This window comes from Streptomyces sp. NPDC039480 (assembly GCF_055597165.1).
In genome coordinates this window covers 365,525-388,795 of sequence record NZ_JBVITX010000004.1, presented here as the reverse complement: position 1 = coordinate 388,795, position 23,271 = coordinate 365,525, and the positions used below count along the sequence as shown (strand labels likewise).

Here is a 23,271-nt window from a genome sequence, read left to right as displayed (position 1 = left end):
GAAAGCAGGAATCAGCACATGAACGCCGACAACACCGACTACGAGCTGCTGGTCGTGGGCTCCGCCAACGCCGACCTGGTGATCGGCGTGGAGCGGCGCCCCGCGCCCGGCGAGACGGTGCTCGGCTCCGACCTGGCCGTCCACCCCGGCGGCAAGGGCGGCAACCAGGCGGTGGCCGCGGCCCGCCTCGGCGCCCGCACCGCGCTGCTCGCCCGGGTCGGCGACGACGCCCACGGCACGCTCCTCCTGGACGCGCAGCGGGCCGCCGGCGTGGACACCGCAGGCGTCCTGGTGGGCGGCGCGCCCACCGGCGTCGCGCTGATCACGGTCGACCCGTCGGGCGACAACAGCATCGTGGTCTCCCCCGGTGCCAACGGACGCCTCACCCCCGACGACATCCGCGCGGCGAGCGGCCTGCTGGCGGCGGCCCGGGTGGTCTCCAGCCAGCTGGAGATCCCCCTGGACACGGTCGCCGAGGTCGCCCGCACGCTGCGCCCCGGCACCCGCTTCGTCCTGAACCCCTCCCCTCCGGCCCCGCTGCCCGCCGAAGTCCTCGCCGCCTGCGACCCGCTGGTGGTGAACGAGCACGAGGCGCGCGTCATCCTCGGCGAAGAGGCGGGCGAGACCCCGGAGGAGTGGGCGCGCGGGCTGCTCGCCCTCGGCCCCCGCTCGGTGGTGATCACGCTGGGCGCCGAGGGCGCGCTGACCGCGGGCGGCTCCGACGGTTCCGAGGCCGTGCGGGTGGCGAGCCCGAAGGTCGACGCGGTGGACACGACGGGCGCGGGCGACGCCTTCACCGCGGCGCTCGGCTGGCGCCTGGGCCTCGGCGAGGACCTGCCGACGGCGGCGGCTTACGCGGTACGGGTGGGTGCGGCGGCGGTCACCCGCAAGGGGGCGCAGGGCTCGTACCCGACGGCTTCGGAGCTTCCCGACGCCGCGGGAGAGGCCTCGTCCCGGTGAAGAAGTCGGGCATACTCAATCGTCATCTCGCGGGCGCGCTGGCCGAGTTGGGGCACGGCGACACCGTGCTCGTCTGCGACGCGGGCATGCCGATCCCGGCGGGCCCGCGCGTGGTGGACCTGGCGTTCCGGGCCGGGGTCCCGTCGTTCGCGGAGGTCCTCGACGGCCTCCTCGCCGAGCTGGTGGTGGAGGGCGGGACGGCGGCACAGGAGGTGCGGGAGGCGAATCCGGCGGCGGCGCGGCTGCTGCGGGAGTGCCTTCCGGCGCTCGACCTCGTCCCGCACGAGGACCTCAAGCGCCGCTCGGCCGCGGCCCGCCTGGTGGTCCGCACCGGCGAGGCACGGCCGTACGCGAATGTGCTGCTGAGGTGCGGTGTCTTCTTCTGAGCCCGACGGCCTACCGAGGAGCCGTCCGCTATACGAACACAACTGACCGCAATGTGACCGGTTTCCGCTCTTGACGGTGGGTCGTCGCGCCCTCAACATCAGGCAACGCACAGCTCCAAAGGCGCCCCGCGGCACCCGCGTCGCGGGGCGCCTCGCACGTTCCGTCCCTCTCGCTGTTCGGAATACGGAGCCCCACATGAAACTCTTCAGACGTGCGGCCGTCGGTGCCGCCACCCTGGCCATCGGCGGCCTGCTCGCCACCGCCGCCCCCGCCATCGCCGCCCCCTCACCCACGCTCGCGGCGCCGGACATACCGCTCGCCAACGTCAAGGCGCACCTCTCCCAGTTCCAGTCCATAGCCTCGGCCAACGGCGGCAACCGCGCCCACGGCCGCCCCGGCTACAAGGCATCGCTCGACTACGTGAAGGCGAAGCTGGACGCGGCCGGATACACCACCCGCATCCAGCAGTTCACCGCGAGCGGCGGCACCGGCTACAACCTGATCGCCGACTGGCCGGGCGGCGACGCGAACCAGGTCCTGATGGCGGGCGCGCACCTCGACAGCGTCTCGTCCGGCCCCGGCATCAACGACAACGGCTCCGGCTCGGCCGGGGTCCTGGAGACCGCGCTCGCCGTCTCGCGCGCACAGCTCAAGCCGACGAAGCATCTGCGGTTCGCCTGGTGGGGCGCCGAGGAGCTGGGCATGGTCGGCTCGCGCTACTACGTCAACAACCTGCCGACGGCGGACCGTTCGAAGGTCAGCGGCTATCTGAACTTCGACATGATCGGGTCGCCGAACCCGGGCTACTTCGTCTACGACGACGACCCCACGATCGAGAAGACGTTCAAGGACTTCTACGCGGGCCTGAACGTCCCCACGGAGATCGAGACGGACGGCGACGGCCGCTCCGACCACGCGCCGTTCAAGAACGTCGGCATCCCGGTCGGCGGTCTCTTCACCGGCGCCGAACGCGCCAAGTCCAGCGCGCAGGCGCAGAAGTGGGGCGGCACGGCGGGCCAGGCCTTCGACCGCTGCTACCACTCGTCCTGCGACACCACGTCGAACGTCAACGACACGGCCCTGGACCGCAACAGCGACGCCATCGCCCACGCGGTCTGGACCCTCGGCGCCGGCACCACGGTCCCGCCCGGCGACGCGTACGAGAACACGACGGACGTCGCCGTTCCGGACAACGGCCCCGCGGTGACGTCCACGGTGGACGTCACCGGCCGCACCGGCAACGCCCCCGCCACCCTCAAGGTCGACGTCGACATCCGGCACACCTGGCGCGGCGACGTGGTCGTCGACCTGCTCGCCCCCGACGGCACGGCGTACCGCCTGAAGAACTCGAGCGGCAACGACTCGGCGGACAACGTCATCGCGACGTACACGGTCGACGCGTCCAGCGAGCCGGCCAACGGCGCGTGGAAACTGCGCGTGCAGGATGTCGCCGCGCAGGACACGGGCTATATCAACAGCTGGAAGCTGACGTTCTAGCTTCCGGCCGCGAAAGGCTCAGCTCTCGTCCGGCGTCAGCCGCAGCGAGATGCTGTTGATGCAGTACCGCTGATCCGTCGGAGTGGGATACCCCTCCCCTTCGAACACGTGCCCGAGGTGCGATCCGCAGCGTGCGCATCGCACCTCGGTGCGGACCATGCCGTGCGAGGTGTCCTGGACGAGCTCGACCGCGTCCGTGTCCTTGGGGTCGAAGAAGCTCGGCCAGCCGCAGTGCGACTCGAACTTCTCCGACGAGGTGAACAGCTCCGCGCCGCACGCGCGACAGGAGTACACGCCCTTCGTCTTCGTGTCGGTGTACTCACCGACGAACGCGGGCTCCGTGCCGGCCTGGCGCAGGACCGCGTACTCCGACGGGGTCAGCTCCGCGCGCCACTGCTCGTCCGGCTTCTCGACGTCGTACGACATGACTCTGAACCCCTTACTTCGACAGCTCGGCCAGGATCTGCGGGCCGAGGTCCGTGACGTCGCCCGCTCCCATCGTGAGAACGAGATCACCGGGCTTCGCCATTCCCGCGATCATCCGCACGGCCTCCGCCTTGTCGTGCGCGGCGGCGACCTCGGCACCCGCCTCGCGGGCGGCGTCGATGATCAGGGCGCTGGTGATGCCGGGGATCGGGTCCTCGCGGGCCGGGTAGATGTCGAGGACCACGGAGGAGTCGGCGAGGGCGAGGGCCTGGCCCATCTCCGTGCCCAGTTCCTGGGTGCGCGAGAAGAGGTGGGGCTGGAAGAGGACGAGGATGCGGGAGTCGCCCTCGGTGCCCGCGGCGGAGCGCATCGCCTCCAGGTCGGCCGTCATCTCCGTCGGGTGGTGGGCGTAGGAGTCGACGACCTGGACGCCCGCCTCCTCGCCCTTGAGCTGGAGGCGGCGCTTGACTCCGGTGTACGACTTCAGGGCGCCCGCGAGGTTCCGGGACGGGATGCCGAGCGCGATGCCCGCCGCGAGGGCGGCGACCGCGTTGTTCGCGTAGTGGCGGCCGGGGACCGAGACCGTGAAGGTCAGCAGCTTGCCGTCGAGGAGAACGGTGACCTCGCTGGTCAGGCCGCGCGCGGTGATCTTGTGGATGCGCAGGTCGGCGCCCTCGGACTCGCCGTACGTGACGACCTTGAGCCCGCCGAGGTCCCGGACGCGCTTGGTCAGCTCGACCGCGCCCGCCTGGTCCGCCGAGATGACCAGCGTGCCGCCGGGGACGATCTTGCCGGCGAAGATCTCGAAGGATTCGTAGATCTCGTCCATCGACGCGTAGTTGGCGTGGTGGTCCAGCTCCACGTTGAGGACGATGGCGACCTCGGGCGCGTACTTGTGGAAGCTGCGGTCGCTTTCGTCGGCCTCGGCGACGAAGATGTCGCCCTCGCCGTGCAGCGCGTTCGACCCCGGCACGTCCAGGTCGCCGCCGATCGCGTACGACGGGGCGAGGCCGAGGGTGGCGAGGGTGACGGCCAGCATCGACGTCGTGGTCGTCTTGCCGTGCGTGCCCGCCACCGCGATCGGGCGCCGGCCGTTCATCAGCGACGCCAGGGCGTCCGAGCGGTGCACGACCGGGATGTCGAGCTCGGCGGCGCGGGCCAGCTCGGGGTTGTCCGCGCGGATGGCGGAGGAGACGACGACGCAGGTCGCATCGGACGCGAGGTGCGCGGCGTCGTGGCCGATGTGGACCGTGACGCCGAGCGCGCGCAGCGCCTCCGCGGTGGCGGACTCGCGGGCGTCGCTGCCCGCGACCTCGGCGCCGCGCTGGGCCAGGATCTTCGCGATGCCCGACATTCCGGCGCCGCCGATGCCGATGAAGTGCGGTCGGTCCATGTCGGCCATGGACTGGGGCAGGCCGGGTGCCATGCGTGTGTCTCCCCTGGTGTTACGACGACTGAGCAGGCCCCAGCCTATGGCCTCCCGCGGCCCACGACGCCCGAGGCACCCGGCTGCCGCCTACGCCTCGTCGGCCAGGCTGTGCGAGAACAGCTTCAGGACCGGGACACCCACCTTGTGGCGCGCCCGCGAGGCCCAGTCCCGGTGGAAGAACTCCTCCACGTAGTGCGGGTCGGTCAGGACGATCACCTCGTCGGCGTCGGCGTCCTCGACCAGGGTCTTGAGCGCGTCCAGCGGGTGGTCCTCGATCAGCCGCCCCTGCGCCGCGCAGCCCGCCGCGCGCAGCGCGGTCAGCGAGACCCGGAGCGCCTGCTCACCGGGGCCCGTCGCCTCCTCGCCCTCCGGGGTCTCGCCCTCGCGCGCCGCCTCGTCCAGCTCGCCGAGGGCGACGTCGTCGATGGCCCGCAGCAGCCGGTCCGCCTGATCCCCCCTGGGCTGGAGCAGTACGTGGAAGGCGACCGGCTCGTCCCCGTGCAAGGTGGTGACGAACTCCACGTCGGCGGAGGTCAGGGCTTTCTCGATCATCAATACGCTTGTGAACACGCCAGGCGCCCTTCTCATCCGTGGGCCCCGCGTCCTGAGGCCCTTGCGGAAACCATCCTGCCCCGTGGCCGCACGGGGTCTGCGAGATCTAGTGTGCCCAGCCGAAGCCAAACGGAACGGCTGATTCCGCTGATTGTCAGGTTCGACGGTATCGGGTGAAGAGGAACCCGGCCTCCTCCAGTACGGACGCCAGTGCGAAGCGTGCCGGGACCTGGAGAGCGGACCCGCCCGCGATCCGCTGGGCGTCCCCCGCCGTGAGCATCGGCGACACCGTCAGACAGAGCTCGTCCAGCGCCCCGGCGGCCACGAACTGTCCGAGCAGGCGGGGCCCGCCCTCCGTGAGGAGCCGGGTGAGACCCCGCTCGGCCAGGGCGGGCGCCACCCGCTCCGGCTCCACGGTCGCGCCCTCGCCGGCGATCACCACGACGGCGCCGGCCTTCTCCGCCGCGGCGATCCGGTCGGCGGGCGCGGCGGCCCCGGTCACCAGGAGCGTGGGCGTCACCGGCGAGGTGAAGAGCGGAAGCGAGAAGTCCAGGTCGAGACCGGCGCTGACGACCGCGATGGCGGGCGCCGCCGTCTGCCCGGCCGCCGCCCTGTGCCGCTCGAAGACCGCACGTGCTTTCGCCGGGCGATATCCCTCCTTGCGGACAGTCTCGGCGCCGACGACCACGGCATCGGCGAGGCTGCGCAGGGTGCCGAAGATCCGCATGTCGGTGTCGCCGGAGATGGGGTGGGCGCGGCCGTCGTGGTGGGCCGCACCGTCGAGCGTGGACACCATGTTGGCGCGCAGCCAGGTCGCCTCGCCCTCGGGATAGGCGTAGGCGTCGGCCAGCTCGTCGAGGCTCCACTCCCGGTCGGCCGTCTCATCCGCCCGAGGGGGCGTCGGGCCTGCCGTCCGGTCCGCAGTCTGCTCTGCTCTCCGGTCCGCGATCCGGTCTGCTGTCCGGTCCGCAGTCTGATCTGCTGTCCGATCTGCCGTCTGGTCTGCTGTCTGGTCGGTCACAGGGAACAGGCGTCGCATATCCGCAGTCTTGCACGCCCCTTAAACTGGGGAACCGTGTCGTCCTCCTCCGCCGCCTCCGGGCACCGCCCCATAGCCGAAGTGGCTCCGCTGTCCCTGTGCGCCCGTGAGCCCCACGTCCCGGCCGACCGCCTGGTCGCCGAGATGGTGCCGCCGCCGCGCTTCGACTCGGTCCGCTTCGATACGTACATTCCGGACCCGAAGCAGCCGAGCCAGACCGAGGCGGTCCGCGTCCTCAGCGGCTTCGCGGCGGGGCTCGGCGGGGCGCACGCCTCCGGCTCCGGCCGGAAGCGTTGGTTCCAGAGGAAGGCCGCCGCCCCCGCCGGCCCGCGCGGCGTCTACCTCGACGGTGGCTACGGCGTCGGCAAGACCCACCTCCTCGCCTCCCTCTGGCACGCGGCGCCCGCCGCGCCCGGCCAGAAGGCCTTCGGCACCTTCGTCGAGCTCACGAACCTGGTCGGCGCGCTCGGCTTCCAGCAGACCGTGCGCACCCTCAGCGGTCACCGGCTGCTCTGCATCGACGAATTCGAGCTCGACGACCCGGGCGACACGGTCCTGGTCTCCTCGCTGCTCTCCAAGCTCGTCGAGCAGGGCGTGGCGCTCGCCGCGACGTCGAACACGCTGCCGGGCAAGCTCGGCGAGGGCCGGTTCGCGGCCACGGACTTCATGCGCGAGATCCAGGGCCTGTCGTCCCACTTCAAGGCGTTGCGGATCGACGGTGAGGACTACCGCCACCGCGGCCTGCCCGAGGCGCCCGCTCCGTACTCGGAGGAGCAGGTCACCAAGGCGGCGTACGCGACGGACGGCGCCTCGCTCGACGACTTCCCGCACCTCCTCGCGCACCTGGCCAAGGTCCACCCGAGCCGGTACGGCGCGCTGACCGACCGGCTCGCCGCCGTCTGCCTCACCGACGTGACGCCGGTGCCCGACCAGTCGACCGCCCTGCGCCTTGTGGTGCTCGCCGACCGGCTGTACGACCGAGAGGTACCGGTACTCGCCTCCGGCGTGCCCTTCGACCGGCTCTTCAGCGAGGACATGCTGAACGGCGGATACCGGAAGAAGTACTTCCGGGCCATCTCACGGCTCACGGCGCTCGCGCGGGACGCGAAGGGCCTCGTGGGCGAGTAGCCCCGCCCCGGCGGGGCCCCTGGCGGAGGCAGCGGCCCACCGGCGGGGGCAAGGGACGGCGCGCGAAGTCGGCACGTGAAACGGAAGCTACGCGCGTGGTTCCCGCGAACTAGTGCGCGTGGTACACACATCCGGTCACATTCCTGTCCGCCAGCAGGAGGTTGCCCATCATGTCCGCCACTCGACGTCAGGTTCTCGCCCGTACCGGTGCCCTGGGCGCCGGAATCGCCTTCACCGGCGCCCTCTCGGAACTCTTCGCGGGCACCGCGGCCGCGCACGGGAAGGCCGGTTACGGCCCTCTCGTCCCCGATCCCAAGGGTCTGCTCGATCTGCCGAAAGGTTTCCGCTACCAGGTCCTCTCGCGTGAGGGCGAGCCCCTGCGGTCGGGTGAGGGCAGAGTGCCCAGCAATCACGACGGCATGGCCGCCTTCCGGGGCAGGAACGGCGGCGTCCACCTCGTGCGCAACCACGAGAACCGCGTCACCGCCAAGATCGGCGTGCCGACCGTCAAGGAGCTGACCTACGACCCGGCGGCCAAGGGCGGGTGTACGGCGCTCGCGCTCGACCGGCGGGACAAGGTCCTTGACGAGCGCGTCGCGATCGCCGGGACCGCCGTCAACTGCGCGGGCGGGCCGACGCCTTGGGGCACCTGGCTCACCTGCGAGGAGACCGAGGACAAGGCCGGCACGAACGGCTACACGAAGGACCACGGCTTCATCTTCGAGGTCGACCCGGTGGACCCGCGGCGCACCGGCGCCGTGCCGCTGACGGCGATGGGCCGCTTCCAGCACGAGGCCGTCGCCGTCGACCCGAAGCGCGGCGTGGTCTACGAGACCGAGGACGCCTTCGAGAAGCCCTTCGGCCTCTTCTACCGCTTCCTGCCCAAGAAGCCGGGGGGCGGCCGCGGTTCGCTGCGCGCGGGCGGCAGACTGCAGGCCATGCGGGTGCCCGACGTGCCCGACCTGTCCTCGATCCAGGAGACGGGCACGAGCTTCGACGGCATCGAGTGGGTCGACGTCCCGGACCCGCTGGCCGCCCAAACACCCATCCGCCACCAGGACTTCGGCAAGAAGGGCGTCACCCACGCGCAGAAGCTGGAGGGCTGCTACTGGGGCGGCTCGTCCGTCTACTTCGTGTCGTCCTTCGCGCGCAGCGGCGACGGCTCGGCGGCCGACCACTTCGGCCAGATCTGGCGGTACGACCCGTCCCACCGCCGGCTCACCCTCGTCGTCGTGTTCGGCCCGAGCACCGACATCCAGCTGCCGGGCGAGTCCCCCGACAACATCTGCCTCGCGCCCAGCGGCGGCCTGATGGTGTGCGAGGACGGCGACGGCGCCCAGCACGTGTACGGCGTGACCCGGCGCGGCGAGGTCTACGCGACGGCCCGCAACCGCCAGAACATCGGCACACCCGAGAAGCCCGAGTGGGGAGAGTTCGCGGGCGTCACCTTCTCGCCCGACCACGAGACGATGTACGTGAACTGCTATACGCCCGGCACGACGTTCGCGGTGACGGGGCCCTGGCACAAGTAGGCCCTGCTACAAGTAGGCCCTCGCGCAAGGAGCGGCCGGCCCCCCGGTGACAAATCACTGGCGGGCCGGGCCCGCACGGTCGACCATGACCTGCATGAGCGACCAGAGCAGCGAGAACGGCGAGAGCGGCGAGAGCGACCGGGGCGAGCACCCCACGCGGTGGACCCGGGCGACCACCTACCCCGACATGTGGGCCGACCCGGACCAGGACCCCCGCAACAGCGAGGGAGGCAGCCCCGACGGTGAACTCCCCACGTTGCTCGACTTCCTGACGAGCTACCGCATGACCCTGCGGATGAAGTGCGAGGGCCTGGACCCGGAGCAGCTGGCCCGCCGGTCGGTGCCGCCCTCGACGATGTCGCTCCTCGGTCTGGTCCGGCACCTCGTCGAGGTGGAGCGTGACTGGCGCAACTGGATCAGCGACGGCGACCCGGTGCCGAAGCTGTACGGCGAGCACGACGCGGACTTCGACGGAGCCGTCGCCGACCAGGCCGTGGTCGACGCCGCCTTCGCCGACCTCGAACGCGAGCAGGCGGCCACCGATGCGGTGCTCGCCGGCCACCCCGACCTCGGTGAGCGGCTGGGGAAGGACAGGACCTCGATCCGGGAGCTGCTGGTGCACCGCATCGAGGAGTACGCCAGGCACTGCGGCCATGCCGACCTGCTGCGGGAGTGCGTCGACGGCAGGGTCGGCCAGTGACGGGCGACGAAACGGCCGCGGCGCGTCAGATCACGCGGAAGAGGTCGGCGGCGGCGTGGACGTCGGTGAAGTCCTCGACGGAGCGCAGGTTGTCGCAGAGGGCGTCCAGGACCGAGCCCTCCGCGGCAGCGGGCGGGGCGCCGATGGCCACGCCGAAGACGCGGAAGCCCAGCCGGCGCTTGGCGTCGTTCCAGCCGCGCGTCCACTCCTCGGTGACGCCGCATTCGTCGTCGGTGAGCAGCACGATGTCGCCGCGCCTGCGGGCGGCGTCGTCGAACTCCTCCGCCAGCAGGTCGCCCGCCGCCGACAGGGGCGTCTGGTAGCTGGTGCCGCCGCCGAGGAACGTCTCCGCGAAGTCGAGCACCCGGGCGATGCCGGCGGGCCGGTCGGCCGGGAAGCGGAAGACCTGGATCCGGTCGGCGGCGGAGAAGAGGATGCCGACGAAGTCCCGCCCCGCGTGCCGGGCCTGGTCCAGCAGGGCAAGGGCGCACGCCTTGGCCCAGGCCTCCCGGGTGGTCCCGCCTGGCCCTTCCATGTACATGGAGTGCGAGGTGTCGACGCACGCGACGATCGCGCCCTGGCCGGTGGCCTGCTCTCCCCGGCTGTCGTACAGCATCAGCTCCCCTGCGGCGTAGCGCGCGGCGAACACGGCACGCAACTCGGGCAGGCCGAGGTTGGCCAGCTCTGAGGGGATGACGCGGGAGAGGTCGTCGCCGAGCGTGACGCCGACGAGTTCGCCGGTGGCGTTCTCCACCTTGCGGGCGCGTTCGCCGTCGGCCATCTGCCGGAAGCGGCCGATGAGTTCGGCCCACCGGGCGAGACGGCTGGTGCGCAGCCGCTCGGCGAGCCGGGCGCGCTCCTCGTACGGCATCCGCTCCAGCTCGCCGGGGCCGACGCCCCAGGCTCGCGTCAGCGTGGCCTCCTGCCGCGCGGCCCGTGCCGCTTTCGCCACCGCGTTCCGCGCGGCGGCATGGCTGCCGGGGACCGCAGCTGCGAGGGCCTGCGCGGCGCCCCGGGCGGCCCGCCGGGCGGCGGCCTCCGCGCTCTCGGCGGCCGCGATCGCCCGTTGTACGGCGTCGGCGGCCGGGGAGGGCACGGTGCCGTCCTCCGCGGCCTGTTCGGCGGCCTGCCGGAGTGCTTCGGCGGTGGCGGTCGCCGCGGCTTCGGCGGCCTGCCGGGCGTTCTTCGCCTGTTCGGCCTGGCGCCAGGCGTCCCGGGAGCGCTCGAGGATCTGGCGCAGCGCGGTGGCCTGGGCGAGCACGGCCATGGCGGCGGCGTAGGGATCGCCTGCCGTCTCCCGGCGCAGGTCGGCGAAGTCGGGTGACTCCATCAGCGCGGTGATGATCTGGTGGTTGACCAGTCGGCAGGGGTCCATTTCCGCGGGCTCGCGCAGCCGCGGGGCGGCTTTGTAGGCGGCCAGGAACGCGTCGGCCAGCAGGTCGGCGGTGTGGTCGTGGCGCTGGTGCAACTCCTCGGCCAGCTCGCGCAGTCCGGCCGACTGCTCGTAGGTGTCGCGCCAGGTCATCCTGTCGAACAGGTCCGCGACCACGGCCGTGGTGTGCCGCTCGGGAGCGGTGGCGGCCGGGCTCAGCCACGTCCCGGCGCGGCGCGCGAGCTCGTCGAGCGTGTCCGGTGTCTCAGGCACGCCCCTGCTCCCCCGGCCCGTGGAGCTGGTCCCGCACCGTGCTCGCGTCCAGCCCCAGGGCCTCGGTGAGGACGCGTGCGCGGACGGCCCGCTGGCGTCCCGCGACCCGTTCGACGGTGGCGGTGGAGCGGCCTGCGACGGCCGCCTCCTCGCGCAGCCTCTCCAGCCGCTTGCCCGCCATGGCGAGTTTGTTGTGGGCCTTCGTGATGACCCACTCGCTCAGCGCCTCGCGGGACTGCCCGGCCATGGCGTCGAGCTGGGCCTCCAGCTCGTCGATGGTGTCGGCCAGGTCGAGCGCCTCCTTGGCGTCGGGGTTGACCAGGTGCAGCACCTCGCGCTCGACGGTCGGGCGCTGGGCGGGTGAGTCCCACAGCACATGGGTCAGCACCGACAGATCGGTCTCGGCGACCGCCTGGCGTCCTGCCAGGTACGCGGAGGCCTGGAGCAGGCCCACCGACTGCCGCCAGCGCCGGTCGGAGGCGACGAGTTCCTTGCGGCGCAGGGCGGCCCGGAGCGTGCACACCGCGTCCACGATTCCGTCGGGGACCTCCACGGCAGGGACGGCCTCGGTCACGGCGTGCCGCAGCGCGGCCAGTTCGACCGTGGTCCGGGCCGGTGCCCGCGGGCGGTGGACGGCGGAGCGGACCAGCGCGGCGAAGTTCGAAGGGTCCTCCAGATATCCGACCTCGATCCGGACGAGGAGCCGGTCGTAGATCGCGGCCGTACCGTCCCCCTCGGGCAGTTCATTGCTCGCCGTGATGGCCCCGATGAGAGGGCAGCGGATGGGCTCGCCGCCGCTCTCGGGGTGGTAGATCCGCTCGTTGAGGTAGCCCAGCGTCTCGTTCAGCGCCGCTGTGGAGCACTTGAATATCTCGTCGATGAACGCGATGTGCGCGGTCGTGGCGCGGCCCTCGTAGACCTGGCGGTACTCGCCGCGAGCCAGCGCGGCGACGTCGACGGGCCCGAACATCCTGGTGGGCGCGGTGAACTTGGAGAGGAGTATCTCCCAGTAGGACGCGCCCACGACCCTGCTCGTGAGCTCCCGGGCCAGCTCGGACTTGGCTGTTCCCGGCGGGCCGAGGACCAGAGAGTGCTGACCGGCCAGCAGCGTCGCCAGCAGGGTCCGCACCACGTCGTCCCGCTCGTAGAAGCGGTCCGACAACTCGTCGCCGATCGCCCGCAGTGTCGTGGCGGTGTCCTCCGCGCCCATCCAGGTCGTGCCTCCCCTCGTACCCCTAGTACGCCGTCACAGGGTAATGGTCCGACAGGTTCGTGTACGTGTACTCCTTGCCCCAGCTGGAGACCGTCCAGGGCGCGCTCTGCTCCTTGATCACGTTGTTGTGCCAGGTGGCGGGCCGGGCGTGGCCCTTGCGGTGGAGGATGTGGTCCAGGTCCTCGCGCGGGTCGTCGGGGTAGCGCTCGGCGGCGATCGAGTTGTCGCGGGTGTCGAAGGAGTACGGGTGTCCGGTGCGGGTGTCGGCGGGGGCGAGGCCGCCGTCGGCGAGCATCGAGGCGTAATCGGAGCTGTGCGAGTCGACGTTGAAGTCGCCCGCCGCGATGACCTGTTCGCCCGCGGGGATGTTCTTGGCATCCAGGAAGGCGTCCATCTCCTTGAACTGCTTCGCGCGGGTGGCCGCGGCCTCGCCGGCGGCGCAGCCGGGGTCGGTGGACTGGGCGTGTGTGCCGACGACGTGCGCCTTCGTGCCGTTCACGTCCAGGACGGCGTAGACGAAGCCCTTGTTGGAGTACGAGTCGGAGCCGCACGCGTCCTTGTAGACGTACTGCTCCTTGCGCACGATCGGCCACTTGCTCAGGACCGTCACACCGCCGTCCTCCGGCGTCACGGAGGAGTACGCGCCCCCGGTGGCGTCCCAACCGCTCTTGCCTCGGCCCATCACCGGGGTCTGGTGCGGGTAGCGGGCCGCCGCGTTGGCCATCAGCGCGTCGGACGAGGAGTTGTCGAACGCCTCCTGGAGTACGACGACGTCCTGGCCCCGGAAGAAGTCGGCGGCCGGTATCGCCTTGGCACGGTGGTCCTGGCCCCAGTTCGGGTAGAGCGACTTGCTGAACAGGAAGGCGTTGTACGTGAGCACCTTGAGCGAGGGAGGAGCGGCGGAGGCGTCGGCGGCGGTCGCGGCCGGGGCGACGGCGGCGAGCGTGGCGGCGGCGAGCACGGAGGTGATCGCGGCGGCGTGGGTCCTGCGCAGCGCGGTGTGCGGCACGGAAACTCCTGGGTGTGTGGGGGCGGTTGCTGCTGTGACGGCTGATGCAAGAGGTGCGGGAGGTGCCCCTGTTCGGGCGCTCGAACATCCAAGCAGCTGTGATTACTTCTGGGGATACTTCGCGTGAACACGTGGCCCCGTCCTGGCGCCGGAAGGCCCCTTGGCGGCCGTCCAGGGGTGCGCGGACGCCATTTGGGGCGGCGGACGGGGGCAGGGCCCGACGCGGGCGCAGCGGACCCGCGGACACTCTCACGACGCCTCCCCGCGACCACCACGAGCAGCCTCTGACCTGCGGTTTCCGCCATCCGCGCCATACAATTGCCCCTCAGGAAAGGGGACTTGATGGATCGCAGTATTCGTACGGTCGACGACGTGATGAGACTCCTGGACGGCCTGTTCGAGCCGGCGGCCGACCGCTGGACGGCCGACGGGGCCGGGTGGTGGGACGGCTTCTACGCGGACCGCGACAAGCCGGTGCCGTTCTTCGTGGCCAAGCCGGACGAGAATCTCGTCTCGTACGCCGAGCGGGGCCTCCTCACCCCGGGCCGTGCCCTCGACCTGGGCTGTGGCCCGGGGCGCAACGCGCTGCACCTCGCCGCCCTGGGCCACGAGGTGGATGCCGTCGACCTGTCGCCGGCCGCCCTCGACTGGGCCGCGGAGCGTGCCCGCGAGGCGGGGGCCGACATCCGGTTCCACCACGGTGACGCCTTCGCGCTCGCGGAGAGCGAGCTGGCGGGGCCGTACGACCTGATCTACGACTCGGGGTGCTTCCACCACCTGCCGCCGCACCGCCGCGTCAGCTACCTCGCCCTTCTGGACCGCGCCCTGGCCCCCGGCGGCCATTTCGCCCTCACCTGCTTCGCGGCCGGTGAGGCGGGCATGGGGTCCGAGCTGCCCGACGCGGAGTTCTACCGCCGGGCGCGGCTGCAAGGCGGTCTCGCGTACACGCCGGATGCACTCCGCGGAATCTTCACCGGTGGCGGTCTGACGGAGGTCGAGCTGCGCAGGATGCGGGACGAGCCGTCCACATCGGAGCTCTTCGGTGAGCCCTTCCTCTGGACGGCCCTGTTCCGCCGCGACGCCTGAGCCGAAACCGGGCCGGGACCGGAACCGGGACGCGTCAGGGCCTGCCGCGGACGAGCCGCACCTTGTCGACGCCGAGCAGCCCCGCAAGCGGGACCTTCGCGGTGGTCTGGTGGGGGTCGACCGTCATTCCGTCGGCGCGCAGGATGTCGAGGAGCATTCCGGCCAGTGGCATCACCATGTGCCGCCCCCAGCAGCGTTCGGAGGCGTGGCCGAAGGGGAGGTAGCCGGGGTGGTCGTCGGGGTCGAGGTCGGCCCAGCGTTCGGGGCGGAACGCGTCGGGGTCGTCCCAGAGTTCCGGGTCCCGGTGGCTGAGCAGCGGCAGGAGCAGGACGTCGTCGCCGGTGCCGATGCGGGCGTCGAGGGCGGGGTACTCGGGGGACGCGTTCCGCAGGATGTTCCAGGAGGGCGGCAGCAGCCGCATGGACTCGTACAGGATGTGCTCGTTCGGCGTCGCGTCGTCGAAGGGCGCCCCGAGCCAGTACGCGTTGGCGACGAGTGTGGAGACGGTGAAGCAGACGGGGGCGGCGGCGCGCCGGTACAGGCCCATGGCGTAGCGGCGGTCGCGGTAGGTGGTGGCGTCCGCGGTCAGGCCCGCGATGCTCGTGACGGGCGCTCCCGGCCGGAGTCCGCGGGGCAGGGCGGCGCCGGTGGCGATGACCGTCCAGGTCAGTTTGGGCGTCAGCTCCAGGGTGCGGTCCATGAGGATGCGCAGGCGGTACGGGTCGGCGCCGAGGATCAGGTCGCGCAGGTGGACGTGGCCGGTGTGCGGCCACTCCCCGGTGAGGTCGATGTTTCCCGGCACCGGCTTCTTCAGCGCCGCCCGTACGTCGCGGCCGATGGCCCGCATGACGGTGGACGCCTCGGTGCGCGGGATGGAGCGCCCGTGGAGCGGCTTGAAGGTGGGGCGTTCGCGTTCGGTGGCGGGGCGCGCGGCGAGGATCTGGTCGGTGAGGGCGGGCCCGGCGACGCCGACGGTGTCGTCGTCCAGACGGAACACGTCCTCGCCGCGGTGGTCGCGCAGCAGGGCGTGGAGTCGCGGCGTGAAGACGGTGGTCCGCGCGAGCCGGTCGGTACCGGATATGGACATCGAGGATCTCCAAGAGCGGGAGGCCCGTGCCCGGCGGCCGGTTGGGGGTGGCACACCGGGCACGGGCCTCAACGGCGCATTACGTCCCTACGGGATGCGCATCCGCGCGGGATGCGCGCGGTGACTGGCTCGTCGGCCTAGTACCAGTGGTACCAGGCGTAGGCCTTGAGGCTCTTCTCGCCGGTGATCTTCTTCTTGAGGGAGCGGACAACCTTCATGTGCGTACCTCCGGTCGATTCCGTCGGGCCCATGCCCGAACAGGGGCGACATGGACTCGTGGAGCGTCGCGGCACCCGATCAACATCCGATAAACGGACGAGCCGGGCGCGTGAGCGGAGCGTCAGCGCGCCGCGAGGTCAGGCGTCACGACGTCGCGCGCCGCGAGGTCACAGGTCGGCGAGCGCCCCGTCCACCGTGGCGAGCAGCGTCTCGCGGTCGTCCTGGACGCGGCTGAGGACGCGCAGGCCGTAGTACGTGCTCTGCACCCGGCGTGCCACGGTCCTCGCGTCGCCGGTGGACCGGATCTCGCCCGCGCGCCGCCCCTCCTCCACGACGGCGCACAGCTCGCCCTCGACCCGGTCGAAGCTGCGCCGCACCGCCTCCCTCACCTCGGGGTCGGCCCCGGCGACCTCGATGGCCGCGTTGATCGCGAAGCAGCCGCGCGCGCCCGTCCCTTCGGGATCGGTGCCGAGGTCGGCGTCGACGGCGTGGATCATCATCGCGCGCAGCCGCTGCTTCGCCGGGCCTTCCCCGCGCAGGATCTCGACCTGCTCGGCGGTGGCGGTGTCGTAGTAGCACCGGAGGGAGCGGAGGTAGAGCTGCCGCTTGCCGCCGAAGGTGTTGTAGAGGCTGGAGGGGCCGAGACCCGTGCTGTCGCAGAGATCGCGCGTCGAGGTGCCCTCGTACCCGTGGCGCCAGAACGTCTCCATGGCCGCGGTGACGACCCGGTCCTCGTTGAACTCTCGTGGTCTGGCCATGCGCCCACGGTAAACGTTTTGGAACGCGCTTACAAAACCGAGGCGTCACCCTCCGACGGCACCGACTGCACCGACGGCCTCGATCTCGATCAGCCACTCGGGGTCGGCGAGCGCGGCGACCTGGACGAAGCTCTCCGCGGGCGGGGGCGTGCCGTAGAACTCCGCGCGGAGCGGGGCGAAGGCGTCCTGGTGGGCGACGTCCGTGACGAAGACCGTCAGTTTGACCATGCGGTCGAGGCCGGAGCCCGCGTGGTCGAGGACGGTGGACAGGTTGGCGAGCGCCCGGCGCGCCTGGGCCTCGAAGTTCCCGGCACCGACGGTGCGTCCGTGCCCGTCGACCGGGGCCTGCCCCGAGGTGAAGACGAGGTCGCCGACGCGGATGCCGAGCGAGATGCCCGCCGACTCGTACCAGTCGGGGTCGGCGGTGACGCGGACGCGCGCGGCGCGGTCCCGGTGTTCGGCGGCACTCATGCTTCGGCCCTCGCGGTGTCGTGAGCGGTGACGGACGTGCGCTGCGCGGGGAGCTGCGGCGTGCCCGTCGTCGCCCGCTCCGCCCGTTGCAGACGGGCCGCCCACAGCACGCCCACCGCTCCCGTGGCGGCCAGCGCGGCGCCGACCCAGGCCACCGACGCGTAGCCGTGCCCTGCGTCGATGGCCATGCCGCCGAGCAGCGGGGCGACGGTGTTGCCGACGTTGAACGCGGCCGTGTTGGCCGCGCCGACCAGCGTCGGCGCGCCCGGCGCGAGGCCGAACACCCGGGACTGGAGGGCCGGGTTGGTGACGTAGCCGACGAGGCCGAGCAGGAAGACCAGGACGATCACCACGGCCGTCACGTGCGCCGTCAGCGCGAGCAGCGCGGAGAAGACGGCGAGCGCGCCGAGCCCGAGACCGAGCGTGCCGAGGGGACGCGTCTGGCCGGTGCGTCCGCCGATCACGATGCCCGCCATGCCGCCGACGCCGAACAGCGCGAGGACCGCGGGCACCCACCCCTCGGAGACCCCGCTCACCTCGGTGAGCAGCGCCCCCAGATAGCTGAAGGTGACGATGACCGCCCCGAAGGTGAAGGCGGTGAGGGCGTACGAGAGCCACAGCTGCGGTCGTGCCATGGCCCGCAGTTCGGCGCGGACCGAGGGGCGGGCGTCCTCGCCACGGCCGCCGGGGACGAGGAGCAGCGTGCCGACCAGGCTCACCACGGTGGCCGCGGCCACCGCCCAGAACGCGGCCCGCCAGCTGGAGAACTGGCTCAGCACCGTGCCCGCGGGAACCCCCACGATGGTGGCGAGCGTGAGTCCGCCGGCGACCACGGCGACCGCCCGCGCCTTGGCGTCCGCCGGCACGAGCGCCACCGCGGTGGCCACGGCGACGCCCCAGTACCCGGCGTACGCGAGGGCGCTGACCACGCGCGTCACGAACAGGACGGTGTAGCCGGGCGCGAGGGCCCCGATGACGTGGGCCACGACGAAGGCCGCCTGCAGGGAGACGAGCGCCGTGCGGCGCGGCCAGCGGAGCGTGGCGACGGCGAGCAGGGGCGCGCCGACGACCATGCCGACCGCGAAGGCCGAGATGAGCAGTCCCGCATCGGGGACGGACACGCCCAAGTCGTCGGCCATGCCCGGCAGTAGGCCGGACAGCATGAACTCCGAGGTTCCCTGGGTGAAGATGCCCAGCCCGACGATGTACACCGCAAGCGGCATTGCAGCGGCCCTCCCGGTCGCAGGCAGCCGCCCCCGCTTTTGGAGCGACCGCTTCAGAACTGACGAGTGACGACGCTAGCATGTTCTGAAACGGTTGCTTCAAAAAGGGGTGTTCACGCCGGGGTCAGGCGCCACAGCGAGGTCACCTCGGCCGCGCGGGCGGCGTGCAGGGGGTCGGTGGCGTCCGCGGCGCGCGGATGGCGCGGCGCGATGTCGTGCCGGTCGACCACCCGAAGGCCGGCCGCGTCGAAGGCCGCCAACAGGTCTTCCCGCGTGCGCAGTTCGAGGTGTTCGGCCAGGTCGGACAGGATGAGCCAGCCCTCCCCCGCGGGTTCCAGATGCTCGGTGAGCCCGTCGAGGAAGCCGTGCAGCATCGCGCTGCCCGGGTCGTACACACCCTGCTCGACGGCGGAGGTCGGCCGGGCGGGCAGCCACGGCGGATTGCACACGACGAGCGTGGCGCGGCCCGCCGGGAAGAGGCCCGTTTCGACGACCTCCACTCGCTCCTGGAGCCCGAGCCGTTCGACGTTGTCCCGTGCGCAGGCGATGGCGCGCGGGTTGATGTCGGTGGCCACCACCCGGTCGACGCCCCTGCGGGCGAGGACGGCCGCGAGCACGCCGGTGCCGGTGCCGATGTCGAACGCCGTACGCCGCGGGGGCGCGCCCCGCTCGGCCGCGCCCGGCAGCGGCACCTGCGCCACCAGGTCGACGTACTCGCCCCTGACCGGGGAGAACACGCCGTAGTGCGGGTGGATCCGGTCGTCGAGAGCGGGCACGTGCACGCCCTTGGACCGCCACTCGTGGGCGCCGATCACGCCCAGGAGTTCGCGCAGGGAGACCACCATCGGCCCGTCGGGCGGTCCGTACGCCTCGCGGCAGGTGGCGCGCACGTCGGGCGCCCGGCGCAGCGCGAGGCCGTGGTCGTCGTCCAGCTGGACGAGCAGCATGCCGAGCACGCGGGCCCGGTGGCCGCGGGCGCGGCGGTGCAGGTGGAAGGAGTCGGCGACCGTGGCACCGGGCGCGGACGCCTCACCGGCATCGGCCGCCTTGCCCGCAGCAGTTCCCTTGCGCGCAGCAGCCCCCTTGCGTGGCGCGGCCGCCTTCCGGTCCACGCGGCGGCCCAGGGCGCTCAGCAGCTGCCGGGCGCCGTGGAAGTCGCCCCGCCACAGCAGAGCGGTGCCCTCGCAGACGAGCCGGTAGGCCACGTCGGCCTTCGTCCGGTCGTCGGCGACGACGACGCGGCGGGGCGCGGGGGCGCCGCTCTCGGAGTGCCAGCGGGCACTCTGCACGGGAGCGTCCGGGCCGGCGTCCGTGGCGGAGCCGTTGCGGTCGTTCTCGGTCCACTCGACGTGGGGCATCAAGGACTCCTTGTGGTCGCGGGGCGCTGGGGCACGTAGAGCGCTGCGACGCGGGAGGCCTCAGGGTCTACCGGGCGTACCGACGTACCGGATGTACTGGACGTACCCGGGACGAGGATATCCCGGGCCAGGACCGGACAGAGGCCGGCGAACTAGACCAGGCAGAGGCCCGCGTAGTTGTTCCACCCCTCCGGCACCCAGTCGTCGGGCGTGCGCGAGGGGTCGTAGTCGAGGAGCCGGGCCAGCAGCATCAGTTCGTGCCAGGCCGCGTCGGTCTCGCGGGCCCAGGCCGCGCCGGCGTTCTCCACCAGGTCCAGCGCCATGGCCACGCGCAGCTCGACGGTGGCGAGCTGGTCGCAGGCGCCCTCGGGCAGCAGTTCGCCGCGCCGGTCCATCATCGAGCGCAGCTGCCCGGCGCAGTCCGCGAGGTGCCTGCGCATGGCCCGGATGTTCGCCTCGGAGGGGCGGGGCGGCACGGACTGCTCAAGGAAGAGCCCGGACGCGAGCGTGTGCCAGTAGTGCGCCTCGCGGAACAGCGGGGCGCGCTGGTCGTCGGGCACGTCGCGGAACGCGGGGGGCGGCTCCTCGCCGTTCTTCAGCGCGTCGGCCCTGGCCTGGTCCACCCATCTCTTCGCTAACTGCCGTACGTCGTCGCGGAGCACCGGACGCATGGTCGTTCCTTCCGTCGCCTTGAGCCCCTCTCGGGGTCACCTTGAGCCCCTCGGGGTCGCCTTCGGGGCCGTTCCGAGACTGCCTCGATCCGTGCCCCGGTGCTGCATTGTGCGTGGCCGGAGCCCGTTGCGTGCGTCACATCGCGACCCCAGCCGCCGGAGCGGACGGGTCCGCCCCGGAAGATCCAGGTGTACCGCCCGCGACCCCCGCACCAGAAAGGCACCCTCACGATGAAGCTGCACACCCACGAGTGGGGCACCGGCGACCGCGTGGCCCTCTTGGTCCACGGGATCATGTCGGACCACCGGACGTGGCGTCGCGTGGGCCCCGCTCTCGCCGCCGAGGGCTATCGCGTCATCGGTGTGGACCTGCGCGGGCACGGGGCGAGCGGGCGCGGCGCGTACGGCGCGGAGATCTTCGCGGACGACCTGGTCGACACCCTGCCGGCCGGCGCGGAGCTCGCGCTCGGGCACTCGCTCGGCGGTCTGGCGCTCGCCCTCGCGGCCGAGCGGCTCGCGCCCGCGCGGGCCGTGTACGCCGACCCCGCGTGGGCGCTCGGCGGCGAGGACGCGGTCGACCCCGCGGTGTTCGTGGAGTTCCAGCGGGTCCCGCGCGAGGTCATAGCGAAGTTCAATCCGCGCTGGGAGGCGGTCGACGTGGACATCGAGGCCGCCACCCTCGCCGTGTGGGACCCGGAGACGGCGCTCTCGCTGTCCGGCGCGGGCGCGGTCGACCGCACGCCGACGGCGCCCGTCGTGCCGTCGCTCGTCCAGGTCGCCGACCCCAGCCCCGTCGTCGGGGGGCCGCTCAAGGAGGAGCTGGCGCGGCGCGGCTTCGAGGTGCGGACGGTCCGGGGCGCCGGGCACACCATGCACCGGGACGACTTCGACGCGTTCATGGCGTCGCTGGACGGCTGGATCTAGGGGCGAACACCGGGCGGCCGGATCCAGGGCGGGCGGCGTCGACCGGCTGGCTCAGGGACGGACGGACGCCGGACGGGTGGCGGCGCGGAGCATTCGGCGCACGTCACGCCCGATTAATCCTATTTACCGGCCTTGCTCCCATATCTTCATCGGGTGATCACTCTCGTACGGAGATGCGCCGCGCTCTGCGCCCTCGGCACCCTGACCACCGTCCTCGCCGGGTGCGCCGGCGACACCGTCGCCCCCGGCCGCCCGAGTCCCCCCGCCCGGTCCGCGGCGACCGCCCCGCCCACGCTCGCGCCGGGACCCGCCGGCCTCACCCCCGTGTTCACGAACGGGTCCCGGACGCGCGGCCGCACCGTCGCCCTCACCTTCGACGCCGACATGACCGCGAACCAGGGGCCGCGCGCGAAGGCCGGTGAACGGTTCGACAACCCGGAGCTGGTCGCCACGCTGCGGCGGCTGAAGGTGCCCGCGACGTTCTTCATGACGGGGCGGTGGGCCGAGCAGTACCCGGCCCAGGCCAAGGACATCGGCCGCGACCCCCTCTTCGAGGTCGCCAACCACTCGTACAGCCACCACGCCTTCACCGGGGACTGCTACGGCCTGCCCGCGGTCCCCGCGGCCCGGATGCGCGCCGACATGGAGCGCGCCTTCACCGCCTTCCGTACGGCGGGCGTCGAGCGCCCGGTGCCGTACTTCCGCTTCCCGGGCGGCTGTTACGACCGGCGGGCCCTGAGTGCGCTCGCGCCCGGCGGCGTCACCGCGGTGCAGTGGGACGTGGTCAGCGGCGACGCCTTCGCGACGGACGCCGCAGCGGTGGCCAAGCAGGTGCTCGACGGGGTGCGGCCCGGCTCGGTGGTCGTCATGCACTGCACGCGCAGCGCGGCGCCCGCGACGGAGCGCGCCCTGCGCACGATCGTCCCGGAACTGCGGGAACGCGGATTCCGGTTCGTCCGGGTGTCGGAGCAGATCGGGACGGCGAGGGCGGCGGGGGCGGCAGGGGCGCGGAGCTAGGCTGGTCCGCATGGCGGATGAGGACCACTGCGGCGCGGACGGTGCGGACCGTACGGAGGGCCCGGCTCCGGAGGGCGACGCGGCGCCGGACGAGCCCCGCGCCGAGTGCGTGCTGTGCCGCGAGCCCACCGAGTACCCGGAGTCCCGCAAGGGCATCACGCTCTGCCCGGCGTGCGAGTGGCAGGAGGCGCAACGGTCCGCCTGCTCCGGCTGAGGGGTACGAGAGGGTGCCCCCGGGTCAACCGCGCCGCGAACACAGCGCGCACGCCACCCCCACCGCGCCCGCCGCCACGGCAAGCGCCCCCGCCGTCGCACCCAGCGGCAGCGGTACGGCGCCCTCCCTCGAACCCGTCGTCAGTGCGGTGAGGACCGACTTCGCCGGGGAGCCCGTGGTGACGAGGAGGAGCAGCGCGCCGAGCAGCATCGTGGGGACGGCCCGGCCGGCGGACCGCAGCAGCGGCCGGTTCGCGAGCGCTCCGAGCGCGGTGCCGAGCGACGCGCAGATCAGCATCGCCAGGAGGCCCGCCGCACCCGCGGGGAGCCGTGACACCGGCAGCCGCGCGTCGGTGCTCTCCGCGTCACTGATGGCCGTCACGACGAGTGCCGCCACGCCCCCGAGCGCGGCCGACGCGAGGAACGCGGCGAGCAGCGAGGCGAGGTGGGCCCGCCCCGGCCCGGTGGCCGCGGCGGAGCAAGCGCGGGCCGCGGGCGGCTCGTTGGTCACGCAGATCCGTGCCAGCCAGGCCGCCACGGGCAGCAGGACCCCGGCCGCGTACGCGAGCGAGTCCAGGACGGGCTGCCCGCCCTGCACGCCGACGGCGAGGAACACGGCGTAGAGGATGACGGGCGGCAGCCACCGCTGCGAGCGCACGAGCAGGGCGGTCTGGTAGCGCAGCAGAGCGGGGAGCGGGGACAGCACGGACAGCGCCGATCGCATGGA

25 protein-coding genes are annotated in these 23,271 nt (G+C 72.6%); 10 read left to right on the top strand and 15 right to left on the bottom strand.

The annotated features are described in order from the left end of the window. Positions 1 to 18: 18 nt before the first annotated feature. The 3 genes from ACZ56E_RS15685 to ACZ56E_RS15675 all read left to right on the top strand — a co-directional run bounded on the left by ACZ56E_RS15685 (position 19) and on the right by ACZ56E_RS15675 (position 2,844). Entirely contained in the window at positions 19 to 960 is a 942-nt protein-coding gene (locus ACZ56E_RS15685; RefSeq protein ID WP_471214483.1) for a ribokinase, read from the top strand. Continuing rightward, on the top strand, positions 957 to 1,346 hold the full coding sequence (gene rbsD, locus ACZ56E_RS15680) for a D-ribose pyranase (RefSeq protein WP_471214482.1): 390 nt from the start codon (positions 957 to 959) through the stop codon (positions 1,344 to 1,346). The genes ACZ56E_RS15685 and rbsD overlap by 4 nt, the downstream gene beginning before the upstream one ends. A 196-nt stretch (positions 1,347 to 1,542) precedes the next feature. Then, a complete protein-coding gene (locus ACZ56E_RS15675; RefSeq protein ID WP_471214481.1) occupies positions 1,543 to 2,844 on the top strand; it encodes a M28 family metallopeptidase in 1,302 nt (433 codons plus the stop codon). A gap of 18 nt (positions 2,845 to 2,862) precedes the next feature. Here ACZ56E_RS15675 and msrB read toward each other — a convergent pair whose 3' ends face one another. The 4 genes from msrB to ACZ56E_RS15655 form a co-directional block, all read right to left on the bottom strand. Next, the gene (msrB, locus tag ACZ56E_RS15670; protein ID WP_471214480.1) at positions 2,863 to 3,270 is read right to left on the bottom strand and encodes a peptide-methionine (R)-S-oxide reductase MsrB; all 408 of its coding nucleotides are present in this window, start codon (positions 3,268 to 3,270) and stop codon (positions 2,863 to 2,865) included. Positions 3,271 to 3,283: 13 nt separating this feature from the next. Beyond that, positions 3,284 to 4,696: a UDP-N-acetylmuramate--L-alanine ligase gene (murC, locus tag ACZ56E_RS15665; RefSeq protein ID WP_471214479.1), complete on the bottom strand. Its 1,413-nt coding sequence runs from the start codon at positions 4,694 to 4,696 to the stop codon at positions 3,284 to 3,286. Positions 4,697 to 4,786: 90 nt separating this feature from the next. After that, entirely contained in the window at positions 4,787 to 5,269 is a 483-nt protein-coding gene (locus ACZ56E_RS15660; RefSeq protein WP_468085305.1) for an indole-3-glycerol phosphate synthase, read from the bottom strand. A 136-nt stretch (positions 5,270 to 5,405) separates the two neighbouring features. Beyond that, on the bottom strand, positions 5,406 to 6,290 hold the full coding sequence (locus ACZ56E_RS15655; protein ID WP_471214478.1) for a pyrimidine reductase family protein: 885 nt from the start codon (positions 6,288 to 6,290) through the stop codon (positions 5,406 to 5,408). A gap of 36 nt (positions 6,291 to 6,326) precedes the next feature. Between ACZ56E_RS15655 and zapE the strand changes: the two genes are divergently transcribed. The 3 genes from zapE (at position 6,327) to ACZ56E_RS15640 (ending at position 9,650) form a co-directional block, all read left to right on the top strand. Further along, a complete protein-coding gene (gene zapE / locus ACZ56E_RS15650) occupies positions 6,327 to 7,418 on the top strand; it encodes a cell division protein ZapE (protein WP_471214476.1) in 1,092 nt (363 codons plus the stop codon). Positions 7,419 to 7,588: 170 nt separating this feature from the next. Beyond that, the gene (locus ACZ56E_RS15645) at positions 7,589 to 8,950 is read left to right on the top strand and encodes a PhoX family protein (RefSeq protein ID WP_471214474.1); all 1,362 of its coding nucleotides are present in this window, start codon (positions 7,589 to 7,591) and stop codon (positions 8,948 to 8,950) included. Between the two features lie 94 nt (positions 8,951 to 9,044). Beyond that, entirely contained in the window at positions 9,045 to 9,650 is a 606-nt protein-coding gene (locus ACZ56E_RS15640) for a DinB family protein (RefSeq protein WP_471214473.1), read from the top strand. Positions 9,651 to 9,675: 25 nt separating this feature from the next. Here ACZ56E_RS15640 and ACZ56E_RS15635 read toward each other — a convergent pair whose 3' ends face one another. Genes ACZ56E_RS15635 through sph form a run of 3 tightly spaced genes read right to left on the bottom strand, consistent with a single transcriptional unit; the run spans position 9,676 to position 13,517 of the window. Beyond that, the gene (locus ACZ56E_RS15635) at positions 9,676 to 11,295 is read right to left on the bottom strand and encodes a vWA domain-containing protein (protein WP_471214472.1); all 1,620 of its coding nucleotides are present in this window, start codon (positions 11,293 to 11,295) and stop codon (positions 9,676 to 9,678) included. Then, positions 11,288 to 12,505, bottom strand: a complete 1,218-nt coding sequence (locus ACZ56E_RS15630) for an AAA family ATPase (protein ID WP_471214470.1) — start codon at positions 12,503 to 12,505, stop codon at positions 11,288 to 11,290. Before ACZ56E_RS15630 ends, ACZ56E_RS15635 begins: the two co-directional genes overlap by 8 nt. Positions 12,506 to 12,530: 25 nt before the next feature. After that, positions 12,531 to 13,517: a sphingomyelin phosphodiesterase gene (gene sph / locus ACZ56E_RS15625; protein ID WP_471214469.1), complete on the bottom strand. Its 987-nt coding sequence runs from the start codon at positions 13,515 to 13,517 to the stop codon at positions 12,531 to 12,533. Positions 13,518 to 13,859: 342 nt separating this feature from the next. Here sph and ACZ56E_RS15620 point away from each other — a divergent pair, with 342 nt between their 5' ends. After that, the gene (locus tag ACZ56E_RS15620; protein WP_471214468.1) at positions 13,860 to 14,603 is read left to right on the top strand and encodes a class I SAM-dependent methyltransferase; all 744 of its coding nucleotides are present in this window, start codon (positions 13,860 to 13,862) and stop codon (positions 14,601 to 14,603) included. A 34-nt stretch (positions 14,604 to 14,637) separates the two neighbouring features. On the opposite strand, the gene ACZ56E_RS15615 is transcribed toward ACZ56E_RS15620, so the two are convergent. The 7 genes from ACZ56E_RS15615 to ACZ56E_RS15585 form a co-directional block, all read right to left on the bottom strand. Next, positions 14,638 to 15,690, bottom strand: a complete 1,053-nt coding sequence (locus ACZ56E_RS15615; protein ID WP_471214466.1) for a cytochrome P450 — start codon at positions 15,688 to 15,690, stop codon at positions 14,638 to 14,640. A 137-nt stretch (positions 15,691 to 15,827) separates the two neighbouring features. Further along, positions 15,828 to 15,941, bottom strand: a complete 114-nt coding sequence (locus ACZ56E_RS15610) for a tryptorubin family RiPP precursor (RefSeq protein WP_398305779.1) — start codon at positions 15,939 to 15,941, stop codon at positions 15,828 to 15,830. Between the two features lie 135 nt (positions 15,942 to 16,076). After that, positions 16,077 to 16,667 carry a TetR/AcrR family transcriptional regulator gene (locus ACZ56E_RS15605; RefSeq protein WP_471214464.1) on the bottom strand — a complete coding sequence of 197 codons (591 nt, stop codon included), beginning with the start codon at positions 16,665 to 16,667 and terminating at the stop codon, positions 16,077 to 16,079. Positions 16,668 to 16,712: 45 nt separating this feature from the next. Continuing rightward, positions 16,713 to 17,138, bottom strand: a complete 426-nt coding sequence (locus ACZ56E_RS15600) for a RidA family protein (protein WP_471214463.1) — start codon at positions 17,136 to 17,138, stop codon at positions 16,713 to 16,715. Then, positions 17,135 to 18,361, bottom strand: a complete 1,227-nt coding sequence (locus tag ACZ56E_RS15595) for a Cmx/CmrA family chloramphenicol efflux MFS transporter (protein WP_471214460.1) — start codon at positions 18,359 to 18,361, stop codon at positions 17,135 to 17,137. The genes ACZ56E_RS15600 and ACZ56E_RS15595 overlap by 4 nt, the downstream gene beginning before the upstream one ends. 113 nt (positions 18,362 to 18,474) lie before the next feature. Then, a complete protein-coding gene (locus ACZ56E_RS15590; protein ID WP_471214458.1) occupies positions 18,475 to 19,719 on the bottom strand; it encodes a methyltransferase in 1,245 nt (414 codons plus the stop codon). 152 nt (positions 19,720 to 19,871) lie between these two features. After that, positions 19,872 to 20,390, bottom strand: coding sequence for a hypothetical protein (locus ACZ56E_RS15585; RefSeq protein WP_471214457.1), 519 nt, complete (start codon positions 20,388 to 20,390; stop codon positions 19,872 to 19,874). Between the two features lie 231 nt (positions 20,391 to 20,621). Between ACZ56E_RS15585 and ACZ56E_RS15580 the strand changes: the two genes are divergently transcribed. The 3 genes from ACZ56E_RS15580 (at position 20,622) to ACZ56E_RS15570 (ending at position 22,545) form a co-directional block, all read left to right on the top strand. Further along, positions 20,622 to 21,314, top strand: coding sequence for an alpha/beta fold hydrolase (locus tag ACZ56E_RS15580; RefSeq protein ID WP_471214456.1), 693 nt, complete (start codon positions 20,622 to 20,624; stop codon positions 21,312 to 21,314). 153 nt (positions 21,315 to 21,467) lie between these two features. Further along, complete coding sequence (locus tag ACZ56E_RS15575; RefSeq protein ID WP_471214451.1) at positions 21,468 to 22,331, top strand: polysaccharide deacetylase family protein; 864 nt, start codon at positions 21,468 to 21,470, stop codon at positions 22,329 to 22,331. 10 nt (positions 22,332 to 22,341) lie between these two features. Further along, positions 22,342 to 22,545: a hypothetical protein gene (locus ACZ56E_RS15570; protein WP_471214449.1), complete on the top strand. Its 204-nt coding sequence runs from the start codon at positions 22,342 to 22,344 to the stop codon at positions 22,543 to 22,545. Positions 22,546 to 22,569: 24 nt separating this feature from the next. Here ACZ56E_RS15570 and ACZ56E_RS15565 read toward each other — a convergent pair whose 3' ends face one another. Next, entirely contained in the window at positions 22,570 to 23,268 is a 699-nt protein-coding gene (locus ACZ56E_RS15565) for an ABC transporter (RefSeq protein WP_471214448.1), read from the bottom strand. Between the last annotated feature and the right edge of the window lie 3 nt (positions 23,269 to 23,271).